The 22,792-nt window shown below is 45.5% G+C and carries 17 protein-coding genes; 1 reads left to right on the forward strand and 16 read right to left on the reverse strand.

Going from position 1 to position 22,792, the window contains the following annotated elements; all coding sequences use genetic code 11:
* Nucleotides 1-114: 114 nt before the first annotated feature.
* The 3 genes from AACQ79_RS01750 to rraB all read right to left on the reverse strand — a co-directional run bounded on the left by AACQ79_RS01750 (nt 115) and on the right by rraB (nt 3,219).
* Nucleotides 115-828, reverse strand: a complete 714-nt coding sequence (locus tag AACQ79_RS01750; RefSeq protein ID WP_170899637.1) for a hypothetical protein — start codon at nt 826-828, stop codon at nt 115-117.
* Nucleotides 829-1,024: 196 nt separating this feature from the next.
* Nucleotides 1,025-2,650, reverse strand: a complete 1,626-nt coding sequence (locus AACQ79_RS01755) for a tyrosine-type recombinase/integrase (protein ID WP_170899638.1) — start codon at nt 2,648-2,650, stop codon at nt 1,025-1,027.
* A gap of 140 nt (nt 2,651-2,790) precedes the next feature.
* Complete coding sequence (gene rraB, locus AACQ79_RS01760; protein WP_170899639.1) at nt 2,791-3,219, reverse strand: ribonuclease E inhibitor RraB; 429 nt, start codon at nt 3,217-3,219, stop codon at nt 2,791-2,793.
* 686 nt (nt 3,220-3,905) lie between these two features.
* Here rraB and arcA point away from each other — a divergent pair.
* The gene (arcA, locus tag AACQ79_RS01765) at nt 3,906-5,126 is read left to right on the forward strand and encodes an arginine deiminase (RefSeq protein ID WP_017047087.1); all 1,221 of its coding nucleotides are present in this window, start codon (nt 3,906-3,908) and stop codon (nt 5,124-5,126) included.
* 117 nt (nt 5,127-5,243) lie between these two features.
* Here arcA and tldD read toward each other — a convergent pair whose 3' ends face one another.
* From tldD to AACQ79_RS01830, 13 genes are all read right to left on the reverse strand, one after another.
* Nucleotides 5,244-6,689 (reverse strand): metalloprotease TldD, encoded by a 1,446-nt coding sequence (gene tldD, locus AACQ79_RS01770; protein WP_170899640.1) that lies wholly within the window; start codon nt 6,687-6,689, stop codon nt 5,244-5,246.
* Nucleotides 6,686-7,519: a carbon-nitrogen hydrolase family protein gene (locus AACQ79_RS01775; protein ID WP_170899641.1), complete on the reverse strand. Its 834-nt coding sequence runs from the start codon at nt 7,517-7,519 to the stop codon at nt 6,686-6,688. Before AACQ79_RS01775 ends, tldD begins: the two co-directional genes overlap by 4 nt.
* A 10-nt stretch (nt 7,520-7,529) precedes the next feature.
* The gene (locus AACQ79_RS01780; RefSeq protein ID WP_170899642.1) at nt 7,530-11,414 is read right to left on the reverse strand and encodes a YhdP family protein; all 3,885 of its coding nucleotides are present in this window, start codon (nt 11,412-11,414) and stop codon (nt 7,530-7,532) included.
* Nucleotides 11,415-11,424: 10 nt separating this feature from the next.
* A complete protein-coding gene (gene rng / locus AACQ79_RS01785; protein WP_019281135.1) occupies nt 11,425-12,894 on the reverse strand; it encodes a ribonuclease G in 1,470 nt (489 codons plus the stop codon).
* Between the two features lie 22 nt (nt 12,895-12,916).
* Nucleotides 12,917-13,483 (reverse strand): Maf family protein, encoded by a 567-nt coding sequence (locus AACQ79_RS01790; RefSeq protein WP_094125127.1) that lies wholly within the window; start codon nt 13,481-13,483, stop codon nt 12,917-12,919.
* Nucleotides 13,480-13,968 (reverse strand): rod shape-determining protein MreD, encoded by a 489-nt coding sequence (mreD, locus tag AACQ79_RS01795; protein WP_013857872.1) that lies wholly within the window; start codon nt 13,966-13,968, stop codon nt 13,480-13,482. Before mreD ends, AACQ79_RS01790 begins: the two co-directional genes overlap by 4 nt.
* Nucleotides 13,958-14,845: a rod shape-determining protein MreC gene (gene mreC / locus AACQ79_RS01800; RefSeq protein WP_013857873.1), complete on the reverse strand. Its 888-nt coding sequence runs from the start codon at nt 14,843-14,845 to the stop codon at nt 13,958-13,960. Before mreC ends, mreD begins: the two co-directional genes overlap by 11 nt.
* A gap of 51 nt (nt 14,846-14,896) precedes the next feature.
* Entirely contained in the window at nt 14,897-15,940 is a 1,044-nt protein-coding gene (locus AACQ79_RS01805) for a rod shape-determining protein (protein WP_013857874.1), read from the reverse strand.
* 170 nt (nt 15,941-16,110) lie between these two features.
* The gene (locus tag AACQ79_RS01810; RefSeq protein ID WP_170899643.1) at nt 16,111-20,523 is read right to left on the reverse strand and encodes a DUF6701 domain-containing protein; all 4,413 of its coding nucleotides are present in this window, start codon (nt 20,521-20,523) and stop codon (nt 16,111-16,113) included.
* A complete protein-coding gene (locus tag AACQ79_RS01815) occupies nt 20,510-20,935 on the reverse strand; it encodes an MSHA biogenesis protein MshP (RefSeq protein ID WP_170899656.1) in 426 nt (141 codons plus the stop codon). Before AACQ79_RS01815 ends, AACQ79_RS01810 begins: the two co-directional genes overlap by 14 nt.
* On the reverse strand, nt 20,910-21,680 hold the full coding sequence (locus AACQ79_RS01820; RefSeq protein ID WP_017046656.1) for a PilW family protein: 771 nt from the start codon (nt 21,678-21,680) through the stop codon (nt 20,910-20,912). The genes AACQ79_RS01815 and AACQ79_RS01820 overlap by 26 nt, the downstream gene beginning before the upstream one ends.
* Nucleotides 21,680-22,237: a prepilin-type N-terminal cleavage/methylation domain-containing protein gene (locus AACQ79_RS01825; RefSeq protein WP_170899644.1), complete on the reverse strand. Its 558-nt coding sequence runs from the start codon at nt 22,235-22,237 to the stop codon at nt 21,680-21,682. The genes AACQ79_RS01820 and AACQ79_RS01825 overlap by 1 nt, the downstream gene beginning before the upstream one ends.
* Nucleotides 22,227-22,724: a prepilin-type N-terminal cleavage/methylation domain-containing protein gene (locus tag AACQ79_RS01830; protein ID WP_170899645.1), complete on the reverse strand. Its 498-nt coding sequence runs from the start codon at nt 22,722-22,724 to the stop codon at nt 22,227-22,229. The genes AACQ79_RS01825 and AACQ79_RS01830 overlap by 11 nt, the downstream gene beginning before the upstream one ends.
* Nucleotides 22,725-22,792 lie beyond the last annotated feature (68 nt).

The following is a 22,792-nucleotide window of genomic DNA, read 5'->3' on the forward strand; positions in this document are numbered from 1 at the left end:
GCGCTGCTTCTAACTTAAATTCTGCGCTAAATAGTCGTCTTGTATGTTTTGTCATAATGTCACCTGTTAACTTATGAGGTGATGATATCACCTCTAACTAAGTGACCAAATTCACTATGCCACTACATAGACTTTGCCGTTTGATTTAGCAGTAAATCGAATGTCGCTAAAACGAAGTTTTAAAATGGGGGTTGTGTTTTGCCCTGTGAAGCAAAAGGCGAGCATCGCCGCCAGCCGGGAGAAGTGGTTACGTGTAGCATTATCGCTGGTTACAGCCTTCTTAAAGGAACTTTTTTTGGCCCCTTTTTCCTGATTGCTCCACTTGTTTTTCTCTGCCTCTTGATTGAACAGCTCTTCATCCCAAAGTGCATGCATGTCGGGCTTGGTGTCTTCTAAGAAATGTTGTCTAAACTCCCCAAACGCCGAAATAAAGCGCCGAACAAGCGGCTTGAATTCCCCAGCAACATCGATGCCCTTATGTGAATCGGTTTGTTTTTGTATTCCTTTTATTGATTTTAAATGCTTTGCCTCTTTGGATCGGTCATATGCTTTAAGAAAGAAACTCAGCATATGTTTAGCCTCACTCCACGTTGCTAATTTTTGCTCACCTCGGTTACATTTTTCTTGATGATAATCCATGAAAGCAGTGTATAAATCAGGCGCAAAGTAGTCTCCATTGGTGGGCTCTAGGTGATGGTCGTCCATCCAGCGAATGTATCCTCTCAGTTCGTAAAAATGTTTTTGCTTTGTTGTGTTGAAATCTGTTTTTAGAATACGGTATATATCACGAACAAAAGCTTCTCTGCCCTCAACAGGTATATAATCCACACACTCTATTTTTTTCCTTTCTGGGAATAGTTAGGAACACCTCTATATAACAATTGAATAAAATGAGATGTACGGCCATTACACTTCAGTTTCAATTTATCTAAGTGAAGCGGCTCAACATTAGCAGATGGTGTCTCGTAAAATTCTTCATCAAGGAAAACTGGTTTGGAGTTAGCTTTACGGCTCATTTTTTCTTTTATCCCTCTAGTTTTTTAGACGCTTCTTCGAACTCAGGTAAATCGTCCAAGTCGTTTTCTTCATCGAATACTCCAATGAAATCGAGCACATCTTCCCAAATTTCATCCCCAGTTGGCTTGTCCTGAGCAATTTGTAGGTACCGCAATGTGGTAGACAAATCTTCATGACCAAGCAATTCTGATACGTATTTCAGAGCGTCGTCTGCATCCATTTTCTTCAACAATGCACGAAACGCGGAGACTGCAAAGGTAGAGCGTAGATTGTGCACCACCGAATCAATATCGTTCGGTAAATTAACGGCTGCTGTTTTCCTGACTTCATTCCATCGTGTGTTTATTTCTTCAAGCTTTTTAAAGAACGGCACGCCAGAGTTACTAATGAACAGGTATTGTTTGTTTTCATCAACACCATCAGCCCCATCAAAATAGGCATCGTTACCTGCCTCCCTCTCTGCTCTGCATCTTTGTTGAAATTTCGCTAAGCGTTTTTTGTACCTTGGTGAGTGACTGTAGTTGTATAGTTCGAGCATCAGTGAGCTAGGAATGATTGTGCGCCGAGACTTATTGTTATAACCGCCATTAGGGTCTTTAGTGAGAGAGCCATATTGGTCGCCCACCCCAAGCCTTAGTGCAGCGATACTCATATCAGGGCGAGCTATTTGCCCCAAATGCAAACTTGCACCTTCTTCTTTGCGAAGCCCTGTATAGCGGTAGATGCAAAACAAGAAGCAATACTCTTCAGGCAGACTTACAAGTTTCTCTTCACGATTGACGTTTTTAATAACTCGTTTGGTGTTAACCAGAATATTCTTAATCTCTTTCCACTCACTGTTTGTCAGCGGCTTTAGGTCGCGCCTTGCATTAGGTAATTTGCCACCGTCATTCTTCTTTGATTTTGGGAAACTCAGCTTTAAATCAGTGGTTTGAATCTCTTTACGCCTGTAAGCGCTCATGTGAGTGCCACTGTTTTCAATGTTAATTAGGTAGGTTTCGAATTCAAACGGAGGGTTGTTAAACTTCATGCCTTGTCTGAGATGATGTTTGTAAAAATCAACAACTGAGCGCACATATGCTACTGCAACAGATTTAGCTAACCCTGTACCATTTATCGTTGTCGCCTTGATTGCATCTCGGTACATGAACGTGGCGCGTAGATTCTTCCTAACAGCAAACTTATCCCAAGCAGGACGGGGTGGGTCGATAAAAGGATCATAATCTTCATTATCATATTTACTGTCCCATCTTGCTTGAGCGTCCAAGATAAACCTGAAGTAGTGAGTTAAAGCCTTAGAGGCTTGTTGAGATTCTTCTACATCCTTCTCAATATGTTTTGCAAGAATGTATTCGTTAACGCAATCCAGAGGCTCATATGAAAGTAGCTTTCCCTTGATGAAAATGGTATTGCCACGCTCATCTTTCATCGGCTTACCCTTCTCATCAAGCTGCTTCAGCTTCTCATAACCAACTAAGTTCAAGAAGATCACCTTCTTAATGTAAACGTCACTTCCTTTGTTGCGAGAGTATTCATATTGAAGTTCGCCATTATCATCAACGAAAACCACTGGTTTTCTGTAAGTGAATTGTTTTAATGTTTTGGTTTTAATGTCGTAAATGATTTCAGTCACTTGAATACCTCAAACCCATTCTCTGGTTAACAATTGATCTAGCATACATTCTCACCTTTTAATGGTGTATGGTTGTTACTTGTGAAGTTAGGGTGAAAAAAAACCTCACCATGTGGCGAGGTTCACAATAATTCTCATATTTACTCTTCGTCAGAGTCGTAGGGTTCGTCTCCCTCTTCAGAATCGTAGGGGTGTTCGTAGTAAGTGCCCCAGCCGTCGTAAATAATGTCATATTTTTCAGCAAGTTGAATAAGCTTCTCTGCCTGTTCATCGATCGCTTCGGCTTTCAGTACCGATTGCATAGTCGCGTCACAGCACAATAGTTTATTGCCGTCTTCATCTTCTGTTTCTTCTGCTTCAAGCACTTCAAAACCCATTTTAAAGGCTTCAACAACCGCTTTTTCTAGCGTGTCAAAATCTTCAGCAAATAGGTGGTGCTCTATCTCATATAACGCATCTGGATCACTGCCATCTTCGAGCAGGGCTTGAATGATGTCGCGAGTATCTTCTTTTTGAATTTCGATTAACTCTTCAACGGATACGTAGTCATCTTGCTGAGGTTGAGACATAAGGTGCTCCAGATTTGGCTAAATGTAGACTATACTCCATCAACTTGGCGTTGCAGGTAGGCGGCAAGTGAGTTCATCCCCATGAACATAGATAAACTATGTGATTGGGGTGAGCAAACGTAGCCAGCACCGCTGCAACTTCACGTCGGAAGGGTATAAATGAATTTCGACGAAATATGGCATGGTTCGCCTAAAATTGCCACCAACAACGTACCGCGATCTTTATCTTTCTAAAGGATCACTGCTCAATCAAGTACAGATCAAATAAAAAACACTTTAATTTAACAATTTATTTTCATTTTGCTAATTCAGTAGATTATCTGCCTGATGATTTGCTCTTTCACCGCATTAAACTGCCTGTTTATCAAACATTCATGCATAGCGAAAAAGGTCGCTTTGGCTAAACATGCCCGCATTATGCACTTTTTATGTAAATAACCGCATAGAAAATCACTTATTCTTCATGCTTAATTCACCCTCCTCTGAGCCAAAAACGCATAACAAAGCACTTTGTCGTTATTAGGCTTATTTGGCTAGTTTTGGAGTTATTTTTTAATAAGCGCACACTTTAAAGCATACACAACTATAAGTTCACAAAATAACAGCTAATACCACCACTAAGTAGACTTGCATCGTTCGCTTAAGCTTGTCATAAAGAACATGAGAAATAAGAGTAGGGATACAAAATGAATAAGCTGTACGTTGGATCTGAAGTTGGGCAACTGCGCCGAGTATTACTCAATCGGCCAGAGCGTGCCTTAACTCATCTCACACCGTCGAACTGTCATGAACTGTTATTTGATGATGTGCTTGCCGTAGAAGATGCAGGAAAAGAGCATGATGCCTTTGCCAACACATTGAAGGACCAAGATGTTGAAGTGCTGTTGCTACATGATCTCTTAGTCGAAACCTTAGCCGTTGCCGATGCCAAAGCGTGGTTGCTCGATACGCAAATTTCTGATTTTCGCTATGGTCCCACTTTGGCGCGCGATCTGCGCTGCTATTTAGCTGACATGGATAACGAACACCTCGCCACTCTGCTACTCGGTGGTCTTGCTTATTCCGAACTGCCCATCCACTCCTCTTCGATGCTACCTAAAATGCATCGTCCGTTAGATTTTGTGATTGAACCGTTGCCTAATCATCTCTTTACCCGCGATACCTCTTGCTGGGTGTATGGCGGCGTATCGCTTAATCCGATGATGAAACCAGCACGCCAACGTGAAACCAACCATTTACGCGCCATTTATCGTTGGCATCCTGTATTTGCAGGAGAGAATTTTATCAAGTATTTCGGTGATGAAGATCTGCACTACGATAATGCCAATATTGAAGGGGGCGACGTACTGGTGATCGGTAAAGGTGCGGTGTTGATTGGTATTTCCGAACGCACGACTGTGCAAGGGGTAGAAAATTTTGCTGCGAGTTTATTTAAACATGGGCAGGCCAAAGAGGTAATTGCCGTTAACCTGCCTAAACACCGCTCCTGTATGCATTTAGATACGGTGATGACACATATGGATGTCGACACCTTTTCTGTTTACCCAGAAATTATGCGTCATGATTTAGAAACATGGCGTTTAACGCCGAAAGGCGATGGCGGGATGAACGTCGATTCAATGCCAAGTTACGTTAATGCGATTGAACGCGCGTTAGGTTTGGACAAACTCAAAATCATCACCACTGGTGGTGATAGCTATGAGGCTGAGCGCGAGCAATGGAATGACGCCAACAACGTGCTAACGGTTAAACCCGGAGTTGTGATTGGCTACGAGCGCAATGTCTACACTAACGAGAAATACGATAAGGCAGGCATCAAAGTATTAACCATCCCCGGCAATGAACTCGGCCGAGGCCGAGGCGGCGCGCGCTGCATGAGTTGCCCGATCGAGCGAGATGATATTTAACTTTTTCAATTCAACGCAGTGAATAAAAGAGATAAAAAAGCGGCGCATCAAAACGCCGCTTTTTATTTGCTTACGCTGCGCGATACAAACCACGTCAGCTCTGAGCGAGTAACAACGTTATTCGGTGCCACCAACAGTGAGCGAATCTAGCTTAAGCGTAGGTTGCCCTACTCCAACAGGCACACTTTGTCCTGCTTTACCGCACACTCCAACGCCGCGATCAAGGCTCAAATCGTTACCCACCATCGAGACTTGTTGCATTGCCTCAATGCCAGAACCGATCAAGGTTGCACCTTTGATTGGATAAGTAATTTTGCCGTTTTCAATCATATAGGCTTCAGAGGCAGAGAACACAAATTTACCCGAGGTGATATCCACTTGGCCACCGCCAAAGTTGGGCGCATAAACGCCTTTCTTCACTGTTGAAATGATCTCTTCTGGCGTATGTTCACCCGGCAACATATAAGTGTTGGTCATGCGCGGCATCGGTAAATGTGCGTACGATTCACGACGCCCATTACCCGTAGGGTTCACCCCCATCAAACGTGCGTTGAGTTTGTCTTGTATGTAGCCTTTCAACACGCCATTTTCAATTAAGGTGTTGTATTGACCATTGACACCTTCATCGTCGACATTGAGCGAGCCACGCAGATCTTTCAGTGTGCCATCGTCAACAATCGTACAAAGCGTTGAGGTTACTTTCTGGCCAATTTTACCGGAGAAAACAGAAGATCCTTTGCGGTTAAAATCACCTTCTAAGCCATGCCCTACCGCTTCGTGAAGCAAGACGCCCGGCCAACCAGAACCGAGCACAACAGGCATCGCGCCAGCAGGAGCTGCGACAGCTTCAAGGTTGACTAAGGCTTGTCGGATAGCTTCATCGGCAAACTGAAACGCAACTTTACGGCCATCTTGTTCGGTGAGGAAAAAGTCATAACCAAAACGACCACCACCACCAGAGCTGCCTCGCTCGCGGCGATCACCTTTTTGTGCTAACACGCTGATCGACAAACGGACCAACGGGCGGATATCGCCTGCGTAAGTCCCATCGGTTGCAGCAACTAACATCTGTTCATGCACACCACTTAAGCTCACTGAGACTTCTTGGATCAAAGGCTCTTTGGTACGAATGTAAGCATCCAGCTCTTGCAGTAATTCTGTTTTTTGCTTTTTTTTCCAACTGGCTAGTGGGTTATCCGCCGCATAATAGGCTTGATTATCGCTACGTTTAAAGGCTTGAACACAGCCACTTTTACCTTGCTGCGCAATACCTCGTGCGGCTATTGCACTCTGTTTCAAACCTTCTAATTGGATTTGATCTGAATAAGCAAAACCCGTTTTTTCACCAGTGATGGCGCGCACACCAACACCGCAATCGATATTAAATGAGCCGTCTTTAATAATGCTGTCTTCGAGCACTAAAGATTCATGCCAGCTCGACTGAAAATAGATATCGGCATAATCAATTTGACGAGTGGCAATTGTCGCTAGTGTATCCGCAATATCTTGCTCGGTTAATCCTGCAGGTTTTAATAGTGCATCTTCAATGCGGTTAATACTCATAGTTTGCTCTTATTATCTATAAACTGATTGGTGAATCGGGTGTGTGCAGCAATGGGCATTTTTTGTCGAACTTGCTCAACGTAAGCCAAGTCAATATCGGCGACTAAATTCCCCACTTGCTGGTTTAAGCTTGCAATAACCTCACCCCAAGGGCTGATGACCATCGAATGACCCCATGTCTCGCGCCCACATGGATGAAGCCCAGTTTGCCCAACCGCAACAATCCAACACTGATTCTCTATCGCTCGGGCTCTTAACAAGACTTCCCAATGTGCCTTTCCGGTCACCGCCGTAAAGGCCGCAGGAACCACTAATATCTGAGCACCCTGCATTCTTAATTGGGAATAGAGGTGCGGAAAGCGCACATCATAGCAGATGGAAAGGCCAATTTGACCAAATGGCGTCGACGCAACACTCAGCTTTGTGCCGCAGGTAAAAGTTTCCGATTCTCGATAGCGCTGGTGGCCGTCAGCGACATCTACATCAAACATGTGTAATTTGTCGTAGTGCGCGACAAGATCGCCATTGGCGTCAAACAGCAAGGAGGTAGTCGTTACCCCAACCTCACGACGGATAGGCATGCTGCCCACCAACAGCCATACCCGATGAAAGCGAGCCATAGCAGCCAATTGGCTCTGCAAGGGCCCTTGCCCCAATGGCTCGGCATGTTGGTGGTACTGTTGCCGCGTACCAAACACCAGTGCATTTTCCGGCGTGACAATCCACTTCGCACCTTGCGCCACAAGTAGTGACACTTGCTGTTCGATATAGGCCAAATTCTGCGCAGGTTCAGAGCTTGACGTCATTTGAATAAGTCCAACGCGATCCATGCCTACTTCCCTATTTTTCAGTCAATTTTCTCAACTTTTCTGGCAATTTAAACTCGCCCCTACTACGTGAAAGCTCTTTAACAACCGGTGAATTAATTGGTCCTTTAACCTCATAATTGACTTGGGTAAAGACCTCAACCACAGGTGCAATCACGGTCGTAATAGCTAGGACATACAGCGCTGTTTGCGGCGTCACCGCAAAAGCCGTCAAGACGGGAATTCCTGATGTGATGTCTGGTACAAAATTCACCTCAGCATCGACGGTGCGGCTATTGAGATCCGCTAAGCCTTTAATGGTCATTTCACCGGCAACAGCATCCATTTTGATGTTGTTGGTAACAAAAATCCCTTGCGAAATTTCACCACTGCCCGTAATTGAGTTAAAGGCCATTCCTTTATCAAACACGTCACTAAAATCGAGCTGCATTTTACGGATAATGGAATCTAAACTGAATAATCCGAGTAAACGAGCGGCACCGCTGACATCAGAAACTACCCCTTTACCCATAGTAGTCTCTATCTTGCCTTCTAAGCTGTCGATCTTCATTGACCAAGGCGCGCCATCCCATTCGGTTTGACTCGACATTTCAAATGGCGCTCTTTGGATACCGGAGCTGATGCCAAAGCGCTCCATCAAATCGCTATTATTGTCACCTTTCATGGTGAGATTCAGTTGGGTATGGCTACGCTCATCACCTTGTGCGTCTTTATTCAACGTCCAAGCACCACTGATATTGACTTGGTTTGAACCACTACTGATATCAATCTTCTTCCATTGCAAAGTATCACCTTGCCGTTGGAAGTCCATATTCATCTTGCCCACCTTGTAACCCTGCAACCAAAAATCATCAATGGCCAAAGTTAAGTTTGGCACCAATCGATGAAACTGTCGGTCAAAATCAGTAATAAGCGGCTCAGACTGGCGATCTTGATCAACCAACAGTGATTTTTTGGAGCTGTCCTCCAACTCAGGAATGTAAACGTGCAAGCGTTCAAGCGAGACGGACAAATCATAAGGTTCAATATAACTCGCTTGGCCTTTTGCTTCTTGGCTCTCGAGCTGTGCGTACCAACCGAGATTTTTACGTCTGGCATTAAAATCAACATCGTGCCATTCAATTCCCGCTAGTAGAAGTGCTTTGACGTTGATGTCCACTCTCTCTGGTGGTGGGATCTCAGGAGTATTCATCTCCGCTAGAGCTGATTTTTTCTTCGGTTGAGGCTCATTGGCCAAACTCAACCATTCATCCAAATTAAAGGTATCGCTGCGGATCTGCGCATGGTGGCCAACCACTGGGCTGATTTTGAAATTGCCGCTCCCTACTATGAGATTGGTGGCTGTCAGGCGTGGTTTTTTCGATGTGATATCGATTTCAGCTTGGTATTTCGCTTGTGGTAATTGTAGGCGAGCGGTGATCGACTCTTGGTTACCCGATGCTTGCAAGTGAGCTTTGCCTGCCACGTTGAAGGCTTTTTTTAGCGGGTAAGGGTAATCACTTTCTACCATTTTTAAATCGGCTAAGGTGTCGATTTGATAAGTGAAACCGACATCATTGAGCTGAATATCAACGCCCATTTGCCAAGGAGCATGCCCTTTTAAACGGTTTAGCCAGCGCTCACCGACAAAAGGCGTCAGGGGTTTAATATCCCAGTCTCCCACCACATCAATATTCACCGCGTAACCTTGGCTGGCATTTTCACCTTTAAAATCAATCGCGATCGGTTGAGTCAGCAGATCAGCCGACAAACCGGCTGCCGTCACAACGTCATTATCAAATTCAATTTTGCCAGAGACACCCTCAAGCACCATTGGCGGTGCATCAATTTCCACGTGGTTATTATTTAAATTCGCCCAACCCCATGCTCGGGGTTCCTGTTCACTATCAAAAGGGATACGAAGCTGAAATTCAGATTGCACTTCGCCACTGACTTGGATCGCCGTTAACGCCGCTCCCACCGAATCCACTAAAGGCGTTGAGGTCATATAGTCGCGTACGGCATTGCCTTGGGCTGTTGCACTGGCTTCGATTTCGATGTGTCCACCTTCGGCTAGCTCAGGTATTCGCCCTGTGATCCGCTGGGCAGTGACATCCATTAAGGTCGCAGAGTGTGAATCAAGGTACATCGCATCGTTTTCAAACAGCAGATCGAGTTGCAAATTGGTGATCGGCGGCCACGCCGTATCAAAACTAAATTTCGCCTCTTTTAAACCAACCCAAGCTTGGAATACGCCATTGTTTTGTTGGTAGGGAAAATCGCCAAGTTCACCATACCAAAGCAGTTTAGCAGTGTTGGCTTTACCACCTTGAATCGCAGTAGAGAGATAGTCTGTTAACTTGCGCCCCAATGCTAAGGTGGGCAAATAACGCCAAGTTTCACCTGCATTGTATAAGTCCGCTTCCGCATAAAATGAAAGTAAAGGGCTGCGTTTTTCAGGAAAATCGAGACGAAATGATCCAAGCACTTGTAAGTCTGGCGTCGCCGCAGTCACTTTACTGGCCCACAATGACCAGCCATCGGCTTGCTTTTGCCACACAACATCAGCTTCACCTTGACGAATATTCAATGGTGCTTGGAAAACATCACCATAAGGTAACACGTCATCAATCAGCGTCACTTTGGCGCGGGCACTCTCCATGCTACCTGCAATGGAAGCTTTGAGATGGTGTACTTGTGGCAATAACTGCCATTGCGCCATGGCGCCATCACTGAGTTCGGCCGAATAACGAAGCGATTGCAGGCTATCTCCTTTGCTGAGCCGAATATCTTCTAAGGTGCCCCCCAAATCCAATTGCTGCAAAAGCTCGTTCGTTTTGCTGGAATCGGGCATCATTTTCACAAAGGGAAGCAAAGTTTTTATGTCTAACTGCGACAAGTTCAAACGCCATTGCGTCGGTTGCCATTCAAACGCGGCATCAAGTTTAGGCCACACTTCGTCATCCGTGCGCAACTGAAGTGAGTAAGCGTTAACTTGCCATCCTTGTTCAATAGGTAACAGTTTGATGATTCCCGACTCTAACAACAGTTCATGCTGACGCTCTTCACCCCAAACCAGTTCCGAGGGCTTAAGTTCGACATAGCCATCTTTGGGTTGGTTATGTTCTAAGGTCAGCCAGGCATTAAAACTCACCTGTCCTTTCTTAATGCCGGTTTCGTCTTTGAGATAACGAGTCAACCACGGGTTTATTTTGATATTGTCAGCGCTAACATAGAAGCGACCTGAAATATCGCGTAGTGAACCATGATCTTCAAAGTTAGCACTCACTAACAGAGAGTTAATACTGGTATCAGCGATACTCACCACGCCTTCAGCTTTATGTTGCTGAGCGTTATTTTTCCACCGAAGACGTTCAATATCTAACTGGCGAATCTCCCCCGCGACAGATTGATAGAAAACCGTCGAGTCGAGTAGCGCAAAATCATCCAATTGCCGCAGCAGTAGGTTGTCTAAACGTTGAATGACATTGCCTTGTGTGCGGCTCTGTTGGTTATCTTCAGCCTGTAGCTCAAGCCAGTTTACCGAGCGAATATCCAATTTGAGTTGATGAATACTGAGATCCGCGACCACAGGTTGCATTTGCATTATTGACTGAATGAGGTCAAATTCAACATCGATTTGCTGCGCAGAAAAGTGAATTTGCGATCCATCAGGTAGCTTTGCTTTTAGCCCCTTAAGTGCAATTGACGGGTGAGTATTACGCCAAAAACCAGTGACCTCACTTAATTCAAATTCAAAACCTGAATTTTGGTTGATCAACGTTTGTATTTCGCCTTGGAAACGATTCATTTGTGGCAAAAACACACGCAAGGTGGTGACAGCAACAGCCAGCACCACTAGCACGCAAACGATAAACCACAATACTATTCGCCAAAGGCGCGTAAAAGTTGAGATCACAAAAGCCCTACTACATCATCACAACGTCAAATTGTTCTTGAATATAAAGTGGCTCCGCTTGGATACGCACTTCTTTTCCAATAAACACTTCCAACTCAGCAAGAGCATGAGACTCATCACCTTGCAAGGTTTCTGCCACCGCAGGGGATGCGTAAACCACAAATTTATCCGCATCGTAAGCACGGTTGACACGCGTGATTTCACGTAAGATTTCGAAACAGACGGTTTCAACGGTTTTCACACTGCCGCGGCCTTCACAGGTTGGACAACTTGAACATAACACGTGTTCAATACTTTCACGGGTGCGCTTACGCGTCATCTCCACCAAGCCTAACTGCGTAAAACCATTAATATTCGTTTTGACGCGATCTTTAACCAGTGCGGCATCTAAGGAGTTGAGCACTCGCTTACGGTGCTCTTCAGACATCATATCGATAAAATCAATAATGATGATGCCCCCTAAGTTGCGCAAACGTAACTGACGGGCAATGGCTTGAGTCGCTTCAACATTGGTATTAAAAATGGTTTCTTCGAGGTTACGACGGCCAACAAACGCGCCAGTATTGATATCAATCGTGGTCATGGCTTCGGTTTGGTCGATGATAAGGTATCCACCAGACTTGAGCTCCACTTTACGCTCGAGAGAACGCTGAACCTCGTTTTCGGTGTCGTACATATCAAAAATAGGCTTGTCACCTTCATACAGTTCAAGCTTATCGGTTAACTCAGGCACAAACTCTGAGGTGAACTCTTTGAGGTTCTCAAATTCAAGGCGCGAATCGACTAAGATCCGCGTCAAATCGGTGCCGACAAAATCTCGTAAAATACGCTGAGCTAAACCCAATTCGCCATACAGTGTCGAGCGTGTTTTGTATTTAACTCGACGCTCCAACACTTTCAGCCATAGCCGTTTAAGAAAGGCGGCATCTTGTGAAAGCTCTTTCTCATCAGCCCCTTCAGCGGCGGTACGAATAATGAAGCCACCGTGCTCATCACAATAATGAGACACGACTTTTTTGAGACGATCACGCTCTGATTCACTTTCAATGCGTTGTGAGACACCAACATGACTTGCGCCGGGCATAAAAACGAGATAGCGCGAAGGTAGGGTAATATCTGTCGTTAAACGGGCGCCTTTAGTGCCTAATGGATCTTTAACCACTTGCACCACGATATCTTGGCCTTGACGAACTAGCTCTGAAATATCACGAACTTGAAACTGCTGTTTTTCGTTCTCAGCCACACATTCAGTATGAGGAACAATGTCAGAAGCGTGAAGAAAAGCGGCCTTGTCTAAACCAATATCGACAAAGGCGGCCTGCATTCCGGGAAGAACTCGGCTGACTTTTCCTTTGTAAATATTGCCCACAATGCCGCGTTTCGCTTCTCGCTCAATGTGGACCTCTTGAAGAACTCCGCCTTCAATCATCGCCACTCGAGTTTCACTCGGGGTGACGTTTAGTAGCAACTCTGCACTCATGAGTACACCTCAATGTTTTTAATTATATAAATTCGTGCAAGAGCTGGTCAGTTTCGAATAATGGTAATCCTACAACAGCGTAATAGCTGCCTTCGATCTTCGTTACAAATCGTCCACCCAATCCTTGAATGCCATAACTGCCAGCCTTATCGCAAGGTTCACCCGATTGCCAATATTGTTCTATTTCTTCATCTGACAAAGGTTTAAACCATACATCCGTCGTTACCACGACGGATTTAGAATGATCATGTGTTGCTACGGTTACGGCCGTCATCACTTGATGTTTTGTACCAGATAGGCTGCGTAACATCTGTTGTGCTTGAGCAAAATCAGCAGGTTTTTCAAGTACTGTTTCGCCTTGCACGACTATGGTATCAGACCCAATAACTATCGAAGCAGGGTTGGATAAAGCAACACCAGCCAGTGCCTTATCACGTGATAAACGTTCAACATACGCTGCTGGGGCTTCATGCTCATTACGGCACTCTTCAACGTTGGGCACCACAATATCAAACTGATAACCCAGTTGAGTCAGTAACTCTCGTCTTCTTGGCGAGCCAGAAGCTAATACAATTTTTTTATTCATCATCTAAGGTGCCAGTGGCGTCGCACACGACGAAGCAGTAGGAACATCCAAGGCCATAATATGCAATTGATCATACCAACCCATAGCGAGAGCGGGTTAAATGTCACATCTTGAATTAAATATTCGCCGCAGAAGATCAGCACTTCAAGCAACATAGATAACACGCCAATAATTACGGCTTGTTGCCATAACGCCATATTACGCAGCACTAAGAAGTTAATCGCCACTAAGTAGACAACAATGGCCATCATCATGCCACGAATGCCCAATGTTGAACCAAGCAGCAGATCCCATAACAAACCAAGGATCAAAGCCGACCCTACGTTGACTCGATGCGGCAACGCTAAAACCCAATAGCATGTCACCAGCAGTAACCACGATGGGCGCAGTAGATCCAGCTCACCCGGCCAAGGGATAGTTTGTAAAACCAGAGCAAAGAGAAATGATGCACCAATCACCAATTTACTTTTCACGACACTACTGGCCATCGGTTGCTTCCTCTAACATTTTCTCTGGCGTAACTTGCAATACTTTCTGCTGCCTATCTTCGTTAGGCCAGATCAACAGCAAATAGCGTAGACGATCAAAATCCACCACGGGATCGGCGGTGATCGACGCAAATTCACGCTGGGTATCTTTGTCGACCACCGAAACGTGTGCGACAGGATAACCTTCAGGATATACGCCCCCTAAACCTGATGTGACGAGCAAGTCACCCACTTCAATATCAGTGCTGGTGGGAATGTGTTCCAATTGAATACGATCCACCTGGCCATTCCCTGAAGCAATCACTCGAATATCATTACGAATAATTTGCACTGGAATCGCACTATTGGTGTCAGTCAGCAACAACACCCGGCTGTTATGAGCCGCAACAAAAGTCACTTGGCCAACAATACCTTTGTCGTTGATAACGGGTTGCCCTTCGTAAACGCCATCCGTTCGCCCTTTATCAATCACAACTTGGTGACGATAAGGTGAGGTATCGACCGCCATCACCTCAGTGACAACCTTCTTTTCATCACGAACAAAAGAAGATCCAAGCAATTTACGTAACCGTTGGTTCTCTTCGCGGTATTGATCAAACAAGATCAAATCACTTTTCAAGGTGATCGCTTCTCGTTTTAAACGTTGATTCGATTCAATCAGTTTTTGATGAGTGGCGAATCGCTCATACAGATCATCAAACATGCTGCGCGGTAAATCCGCCATGTATTGAATGGGAGCCACTAAGCTATTAAGAAAAAAACGAACGTTGGAAAAAGCACCTAAACGACTATCAGCCAGCATAAGACTGGCTGATAAAATCACGGCAAAAAAGAGACGTAGCTGAAGAGATGGTCCTCGACCAAATATTGGCTTCATTCTATAAAAATCCTAGATGTCATGATGGGAGCTTTACGGCTCCCAAAGCCATTATTCTTCGCTAAATAGGTCGCCACCGTGCATATCGATCATTTCCAACGCTTTACCGCCACCAAGGGCAACACAGGTTAGAGGATTATCGGCAACCACGACTGGTATTCCCGTTTCTTCGGTCAAGAGGCGGTCGATATCTTTGAGCAGCGCTCCACCACCGGTTAATACCATACCATTTTCTGAGATATCAGAAGCAAGCTCTGGCGGACACTGTTCAAGCGCAACCATCACCGCAGAAACAATACCGGAAAGCGGTTCTTGCAGTGCTTCTAAGATTTCATTGGAGTTAAGAGTAAAGCTACGAGGGACCCCTTCAGCAAGGTTACGACCACGAACTTCAATCTCCATCACTTCATCGCCGGGGTAAGCCGAGCCAATTTCATGTTTGATTTTCTCTGCGGTCGCTTCACCGATTAAGCTGCCGTAGTTACGACGCACATAATTGATGATCGCTTCATCAAAACGATCACCGCCGATACGCACAGAGGAAGAGTAAACCACACCGTTCAAGGAAATAACGGCAACTTCAGTCGTACCACCACCGATATCGACCACCATTGAACCCGTTGGTTCAGAAACACGCAGACCAGCACCGATGGCCGCCGCCATAGGCTCATCAATCAAATACACTTCACGCGCGCCAGCACCGAGTGCTGATTCACGAATCGCACGGCGTTCAACTTGGGTGGAGCCACAAGGCACACACACAAGAACGCGAGGGCTTGGTTTGAGTACACTGTTGTCATGCACCTGCTTGATGAAATGTTGCAACATTTTTTCGGTCACGTAGAAATCCGCAATCACGCCGTCTTTCATAGGACGAATTGCAGAAATATTCCCCGGCGTACGACCAAGCATCTGCTTAGCGGCATGACCGACAGCAGCAACGCTTTTTCCACCACGACCTTTATCTTGGCGAATAGCAACAACGGAAGGCTCGTCGAGGACAATACCTTGTCCTTTAACGTATATAAGAGTATTGGCGGTACCTAAATCGATCGATAGATCGTTGGAAAACATGCCACGCAGTTTTTTGAACATATTCTTCGCTCGTCCTGCAAGAATTAGAAGATAGAAAATTGCACTAAATGTACCAATGCCTTGCGATCACAGCAAGGCGTTGACGCATAAACATGGACTGAAACACGCAATTTCTAACAGATTCCTAACTTAGGTAGAAAAATCTTCATGAATTTGTGTGAATTATCCGGTTAATTTTTTTCACGCCACCAGATTACCCGGTCGCTGCCTCGGTACAATCCAAACTGTACTCGGCCTGAGATTTCATTTTCAAACGCGCTATTTTGATCATTGTAGGGACGCAACCAAGGCAACCCATGAGCATTGAGATCAAGCAAAGTATCAATGAATCCTTGATGACCCGCTCCCGGAGCCGTAAAGTTGATATTAGCGGCACCCAAGGCGAGCGTTTGACTGACTAAAGTAGGATAAACTTCAGGAGCACCACCGGAACCTAAAGTTAGATCGGTCGGCGTTAAAGTGAAATTCGTAAGATCTGGTAACCTTGTACAGCGATCAAAGCTATTAGTAACAAAGCCATTGGCAGTGAAGTATTCACTCGTGATTGGCTGACTTAGCGCACTCGTTTCTGGACCATAAGTGTCGTGGATCACCAGTTTTCCCCAGCGCAATTTCATCTCATCATCAATATCTGTAATCGTATAGTCTATGCAAGGACTGCTGGCTGTTTCGCGGTAGCAAACTCCATCAAGATCTGTAAGATCGGATACCAAGAGGGTAAGATCTAACTTGCTGTTAAAAGGCACTATTGGTTGTGGTGGCTTTTGGTAGATCAATATCTCCCCAGAGAGTTCAATGCGAGAATCAACGCCATTGACTCGGTTCACACTCGTCAAATCGCTATCAAAGCTGATTGGTAAACTATTCACAGTATCGTTATATATTCGGTTGTCCCACTGCCGATCATAACGCCACCAAGCACTGTCGAAATAATTGACCGTTTCACTGCCTGACGCGGATTTTGGGTGTAAGTAAATACCCGGATTTTCTTTATATCCAAACGGTTGTCCTAAATAACTGAACGATTCGTCATTAGGAGAAGTCACCTCACACTCAGCCTGTAAGCTGGTCACCACCGAAGAAGGAGAAAAATAGGCTGGGATAAAACGACCTATCTGGCCCGTTGAGGCAACGGCAATCGGCAGATTCTCACTCGCTAAATCGAGTCCAAGATACGTCGTTGGCGCGTTCAGCGAGAAATCAAACACCCCAACCTCACTCACTCTTTGTTGTACAGTCGTCAAACTGCCCATTTGATGACTATATTCCGCCTCGCCAAGATTACCCGGCACGCCTGTCGCTGGTGCGATTAGAGTATGTTTAAGCTCAATGTTTGCTTGTTGATAATTTGTCACTCCTAAATTGTTAGTGAAATCATTATCCTCAATCGGTGCCTTCGCAACCGCTTTGATATTGAGATTAAAGTTTTCATCCGCCCTAGCAAAAATATCACAGCTAATATCGGCATTAGGACACGCTCCACTAACACCATAATAACTGGTCGCGCTGAGTACTAAAGCACGAGGAACTCGTATAAAAGTCGTTTGACCTGTTAGTTGCAAATCTTGCTCATCACCACTTCCCGTTAAACGGGCATTCAAAGCCAGGCTGCCAGCCTCACGATAGGAGACGTTAATACTCGCCTCACCATTTTGGTTGAAATTGAGCACCACTGGCGTCGCAGTATTGGATGACTGCCCTACCGCCACACTATTCACACCAACCGATAAAGCTCTAAAACCTTGCCCCCCATTAGGGCTCAAGTAATCACTCCAAAAGGAAACGGGTTTCTGTACATTTTGAAAACTAGGCAAACACAGTTGTGAAGCGTTATCTTTTCGTACCGCTTTAATGGTCCCAGTTACCGATTGATTGGCGTAGGAATTGGGTACATCCAAAATGAAGCCACTGTCAGCAAAGTTCATCGTGCAGTTACTGGTCAAAAAGGGGCCAGCATTCCCATTGTGGCTGCATAAAGTGTTATTGAAAGACATAGCCGTGGGAACGGAACCAGAAACATCAACGGTGACATTACCTGCGCTGTTACGCCTAAGTTGGGTGTTACCAACCCCATTACTAAATGAGATAGTTGAACCATTCACCCAACCGCCCGTTGCACTAGGTAGAGAGTTAGGGACTAAATAAGCAATAACCGGATCGGTAAATAAGTTATTGCAACTTTCATCGGCACACGCCGTCACAGACACGTCAGAAGCTGCACAAGTTAAACCTTGTGCAGGCAAAGAGATGCGAAAGTGATTAATTTGCTCGCCAACTGGACGAGAATTGAGCGCACAGACTTCGAAATTATCAATTTCATGGTTATTAGTCGAAGAGCCTGTAGAACCTGTAATGGACATAAACAGATCCGTAGGAACATTTTGTTGCGCCGCAAATGACATCACATCAACTGGCCCAATTAAAGTTTTCCAACTGGCAGTGCCAACTTTACGGCTTACGGTCACCAGCGACGTTGAAGCTTGAGTTGAGTCAATAACAATTCGGTAGCGGTGCTGAGGATTACCATTGGTATTATCTACCCTCGGATTTAGGCAATCTCCATTGGTATTGGTTGTGCCGTTATTACACGTGCCTGCTAAATAGTTATAACCGCTATAGCCGGAACCAGAACCTCTTAATACAACAGCTTGCCGCCTGCGACCTGGGCCATTCCCGCCACCTTCAATCGAATAATTACCATATTCATCCAATCCAATGCCTAACCAGCCGCCCGCAAATCCGGGTTTTTGCTCATTGACTTTATAACCAAAACCTAAAGGACCACCAAATGCTCCAACTTGAGGAGTGACAGAGGCATCAGAGAAGACAATCGCCACCCCATCAGCACCATTACCGCCATAGGCAAAATAGTCAAATTCAACCTCTACACGGTTCCCTGCCGCTGGGAAAATCCGTTGGAATGTTGAAGCGGTGGCTTGGTTTTGCACCGCTTGTGTTAATCGCATGCGATTATTGGTGATTGAAGGCGTAAAGTTACCACTGCTACTGAATACTCGCCACTGCTCATCCAATGGCTGACTTTGGAAATCATCGCTAAAACATTGCAGCCCTGAACTTTGGCACAGATGACGTTCGTTATACAGATTGACAATCTGACTATCAGTGAGAGCTTTATTATAAATAGCCACTTCATCAAGCCTTCCGGAGAAAGTTCTGTTGTCGGAATTGTAATCTCGACCAATCTCCAAATTCACTGTATTGGTTTTGAGTGGTTGGTTATCGCTGTTTGTCGCCGCAACCACACCATTAATATAGATTTTTTGTCTCTCATTACTACTTGCTGAGCGGTTATAGCGAATGGTGATATGAGTCCAAGTATTTAGCGGAATAACATTGGATGTGGTTAATGTATTGGCACCGCCAGAACTTCTCTCCCAATACCAAAAAACTCGCCCTTGGCTATCAAGGTGGAATTCGTAGTTAGTATCTTTCGCCACTATGGTATGCAAGCCACCATTCGCCGGGCGACTGACGGGGTACACCCACGCAGATATCGTTAGCTGGTCCGAGAAAGATAACTGGCTATCATGAGCCACTTGTACATATTGGTTTTGGTTGGCAACAAACTCGCCATAACCACAAGTACCGTAATTATTAATATTGGCGGGTAGCGCCGGTGATTGAGAGCTGGTAAGCGCACCATTCATTGCGCGGCCGTTAAGAGAAGAGCCAAACGCATTCTTGACTTCATTGACAGCCCCACTCCATTGCACTTCATCAAAATGATAGCGCGCTACAGGAGAGGGATCACAAGCATTCAATGGATTAGATATGGGGGAACATGTACCAGTAATTGAACTATTGTTGACATTAACTTGGCCACCAGCATTATTAATTGCCGCATTAAAATCACCATAAGCCGTTGAGTCATTTAAGGTGATATCGTTAGAGGTAGTATTAATACTGACCTGAGAATCAGGCCTTCCTAGCTGGCTATTGTTTGCCGTGAAATGACTTGCCCCTGATACAGAACCGGAAGTCATATCCACCGAATTAAACGTCACAGAGTTATTAGAGGTCATCGTAATATTGCCGCTATACACACTTCCTGTAATGACAATGCCTGATTGCGCCGTAATATTACCAACCACGTTTGCTCCAGTAATAACAACCGTTTGATCATTACTGGTTAAATTACCCTGCACGCTACCACCGTTGATAGTGACGTTTCCTCCCGTCGTAACATTACCAATTAAATTGGTGTTATTGAAAGTTACGTTGCTGCTGTTGGCTGAAACATCCCCATAAATCGTATTTTGAGAGCCTTGGCTGGCTATCGCTCCGTAGTTCGCTTGCAGACTTATCCTATTTGATGCGTTACCCACTTGGTTATTAATCAAATAAAAACCGTCATTGGCGATCAGTGTTGAGTCAACATCGGCGACAATCACATCACCATCATTTAACGTCACTTGACCATTACCGCTACAGGTATAAGTGTTGCCAGATTTTTGCCACGAGGTATTACAAGGAGGATATTGATTATTGGATAAATTATATTGTTGGGCACAAACCCCACCGCTCATGAGCAGTAAGCTAATCAGCCATTTATAGTGAATCACTTTTCACCCCCACTTCAATAACTCGCTGCAACGTCCAATCGCCAGACTGACAGCGCCCGGTTGACGTGAGTTGATGGACAGTACGGCCATCATCCATTGTACCCACCAAATTACATTTAACCTGTGCGCTACATTGCGCTAATCCTTCACCTTCAAACGTGAGTGATTGTACAGAATGAGTATGGCAACTCCCGCTAGGTGGCGTTTGATAAAAACGACTTAGTTCAACGTTGATCGCCGATCGCGCGGCCATTTCGGCCCTTGTCCCTAACACCATCGAAACCAATTGCTGGCTATTGCGCTGTTGATTACGGTTCGCGACCGATGCAACAAAGCCAACCACCACAATGATAAAGATGACCAAGACTAAGCCGCTGCCTTGCTGTTTACGGCGTGTTGTAGATAAGCGCATCATGGTCAAACTTTACCTCCTCGCCGCGGTCGGAAAATGTCAGTTCAATTTTCACTAAGCCGTTGCGTTGTAGCTCTGGCTGCGTGACGTGAAAATTAGCTTGGCTAATGTTTTCAGCCATCAATACTGGAGTGCCAAGCTGCTCAGGGCTGAGCGCACTGCGATTAAGCGCGTAATCCGCGTAACGATAAATACGACTGTTCTGATAACAAAAAGCCACTGGCGTGCGATAAAAATAGACTCGCTTAGCTGGCGATTGAATTACAAACCCAGTCGGTTGTGTCAAGGCTACATCGACCATGCTTGTGTTGTTGGGTGATGTAAAATCCACATCTGCGTTTACTTGCGCTGTTTGTCCGCTTGCACTTGGCGTTTGGCGTAGCGAAGCGGCGTTGGTTGGAAACACGACCAGACGATCGCCATTGAGTACCTTTTTGTCGATCGGTAACAACCGTACCGCAGCCGAAGGCGATTGCACGGTTGGCAGCTCGCTGTAGATCGCGCTGTCAGTGATCGGTAAAAACTCAATGCAACCATTTTCTACCATCACGCTGTTTGGTACCGCTTCACGCAGTTCTCGGCTCAGCCGCTCAGTAACAAAGCGCCCTTGTTGGATCAAAGCTTCGCGGGCGGTGGTATCAACATAAATACCCATACTTTGGCGGATCACAGAGCCTAAAAATAGCCCGACCACCGACAACAGAATAATCGCAATCACCATTTCAATCAGGGTAAAACCACGCATCAGAAATTGCCCTTAATCGCCGCAAACGGGTAGCGATTACCCTTCGGGTCAATGATCACCACAGAAACCCGTTTATAGTGAGTCAGTTGGTTAGCATTCACTCCGCTGAGTTGCCCACCACCGTCTTGCTCATAAAACGCCGCAATCGTCACAGTAAAACCTCGATAACTGCTCGTATCTAACAGTGTGCCGAGCACATCTTCAATTGGCCTTGGTTGAGTAGTGATAAAATCATCGACATCGTTGTATTGGTTAATACTCGCTTCACCATCCTTACCCAAAGCGTCATGAGCAGTGCACATTTCCTCTACAGCTCCGCTAAGTAAACACTCAGGCAATCCACCCTTTGGGCCGGAGTTTTGGTCAAAGGCTCGGCCCATCACTTCATCCATGACCGCGCGGCCTAACTCGGCGGCTTTAACTGCTAGCACCTGTTCAGCACTTTGTTGCGAGCGAGGATAAAGCGCGGTCGTGATGCCTGTCATGGCTATTGCCGTTACCGTGATAACGATGATCATCTCAATGAGAGTAAACCCGCGCGGCGCGTTAACACGCATAAATGTACCCCTCGCTATTGATGCACACTTGGCGAGATTCACCCGATTGCAGATTATTTAAGGTAACAGTGCAGTTTGCCGTTAAGCACTGCGCGGCGCGACCTAAACTATCAAAATCTAAAAAATGGCTACCATCATTATTGGTTAACATCAGGGTGATATCGTTCGCCGCCGCGTCCACAAAACTACTGTCGGTTGCAGGGCTGAGCAGTGAAGTGGTGCAAGCACCAGCAGAAACGGAAGGAGATACTTGCTGCGCTTGATTATTGCTGACCAACCAGCGATTACAGAGGTAGGTACGCTGCATGGCGCGGTTTTGGGTCAAACGCAGTGAGGCCAACACTTCGCTTTGTGTGGTCACGCTTGAAAAGGAGGATATGCCGGTATAACGGCTTGCTGCGTACACAGCCACAATACCCAGCAGCACAATAACCACGACCAGTTCGATCAACGTAAAACCACGCCGTGCTGCTAAATGCTGCTGCATTTTATACCTCTAGCAAAAAAACAAGTGCTTAAAGTATATAAGAAATTTCCGTGGTGGGCTTAAGTTTT

Source organism: Vibrio sp. 3-2(1) (assembly GCF_963887575.1).
Taxonomy (GTDB): domain Bacteria; phylum Pseudomonadota; class Gammaproteobacteria; order Enterobacterales; family Vibrionaceae; genus Vibrio; species Vibrio anguillarum.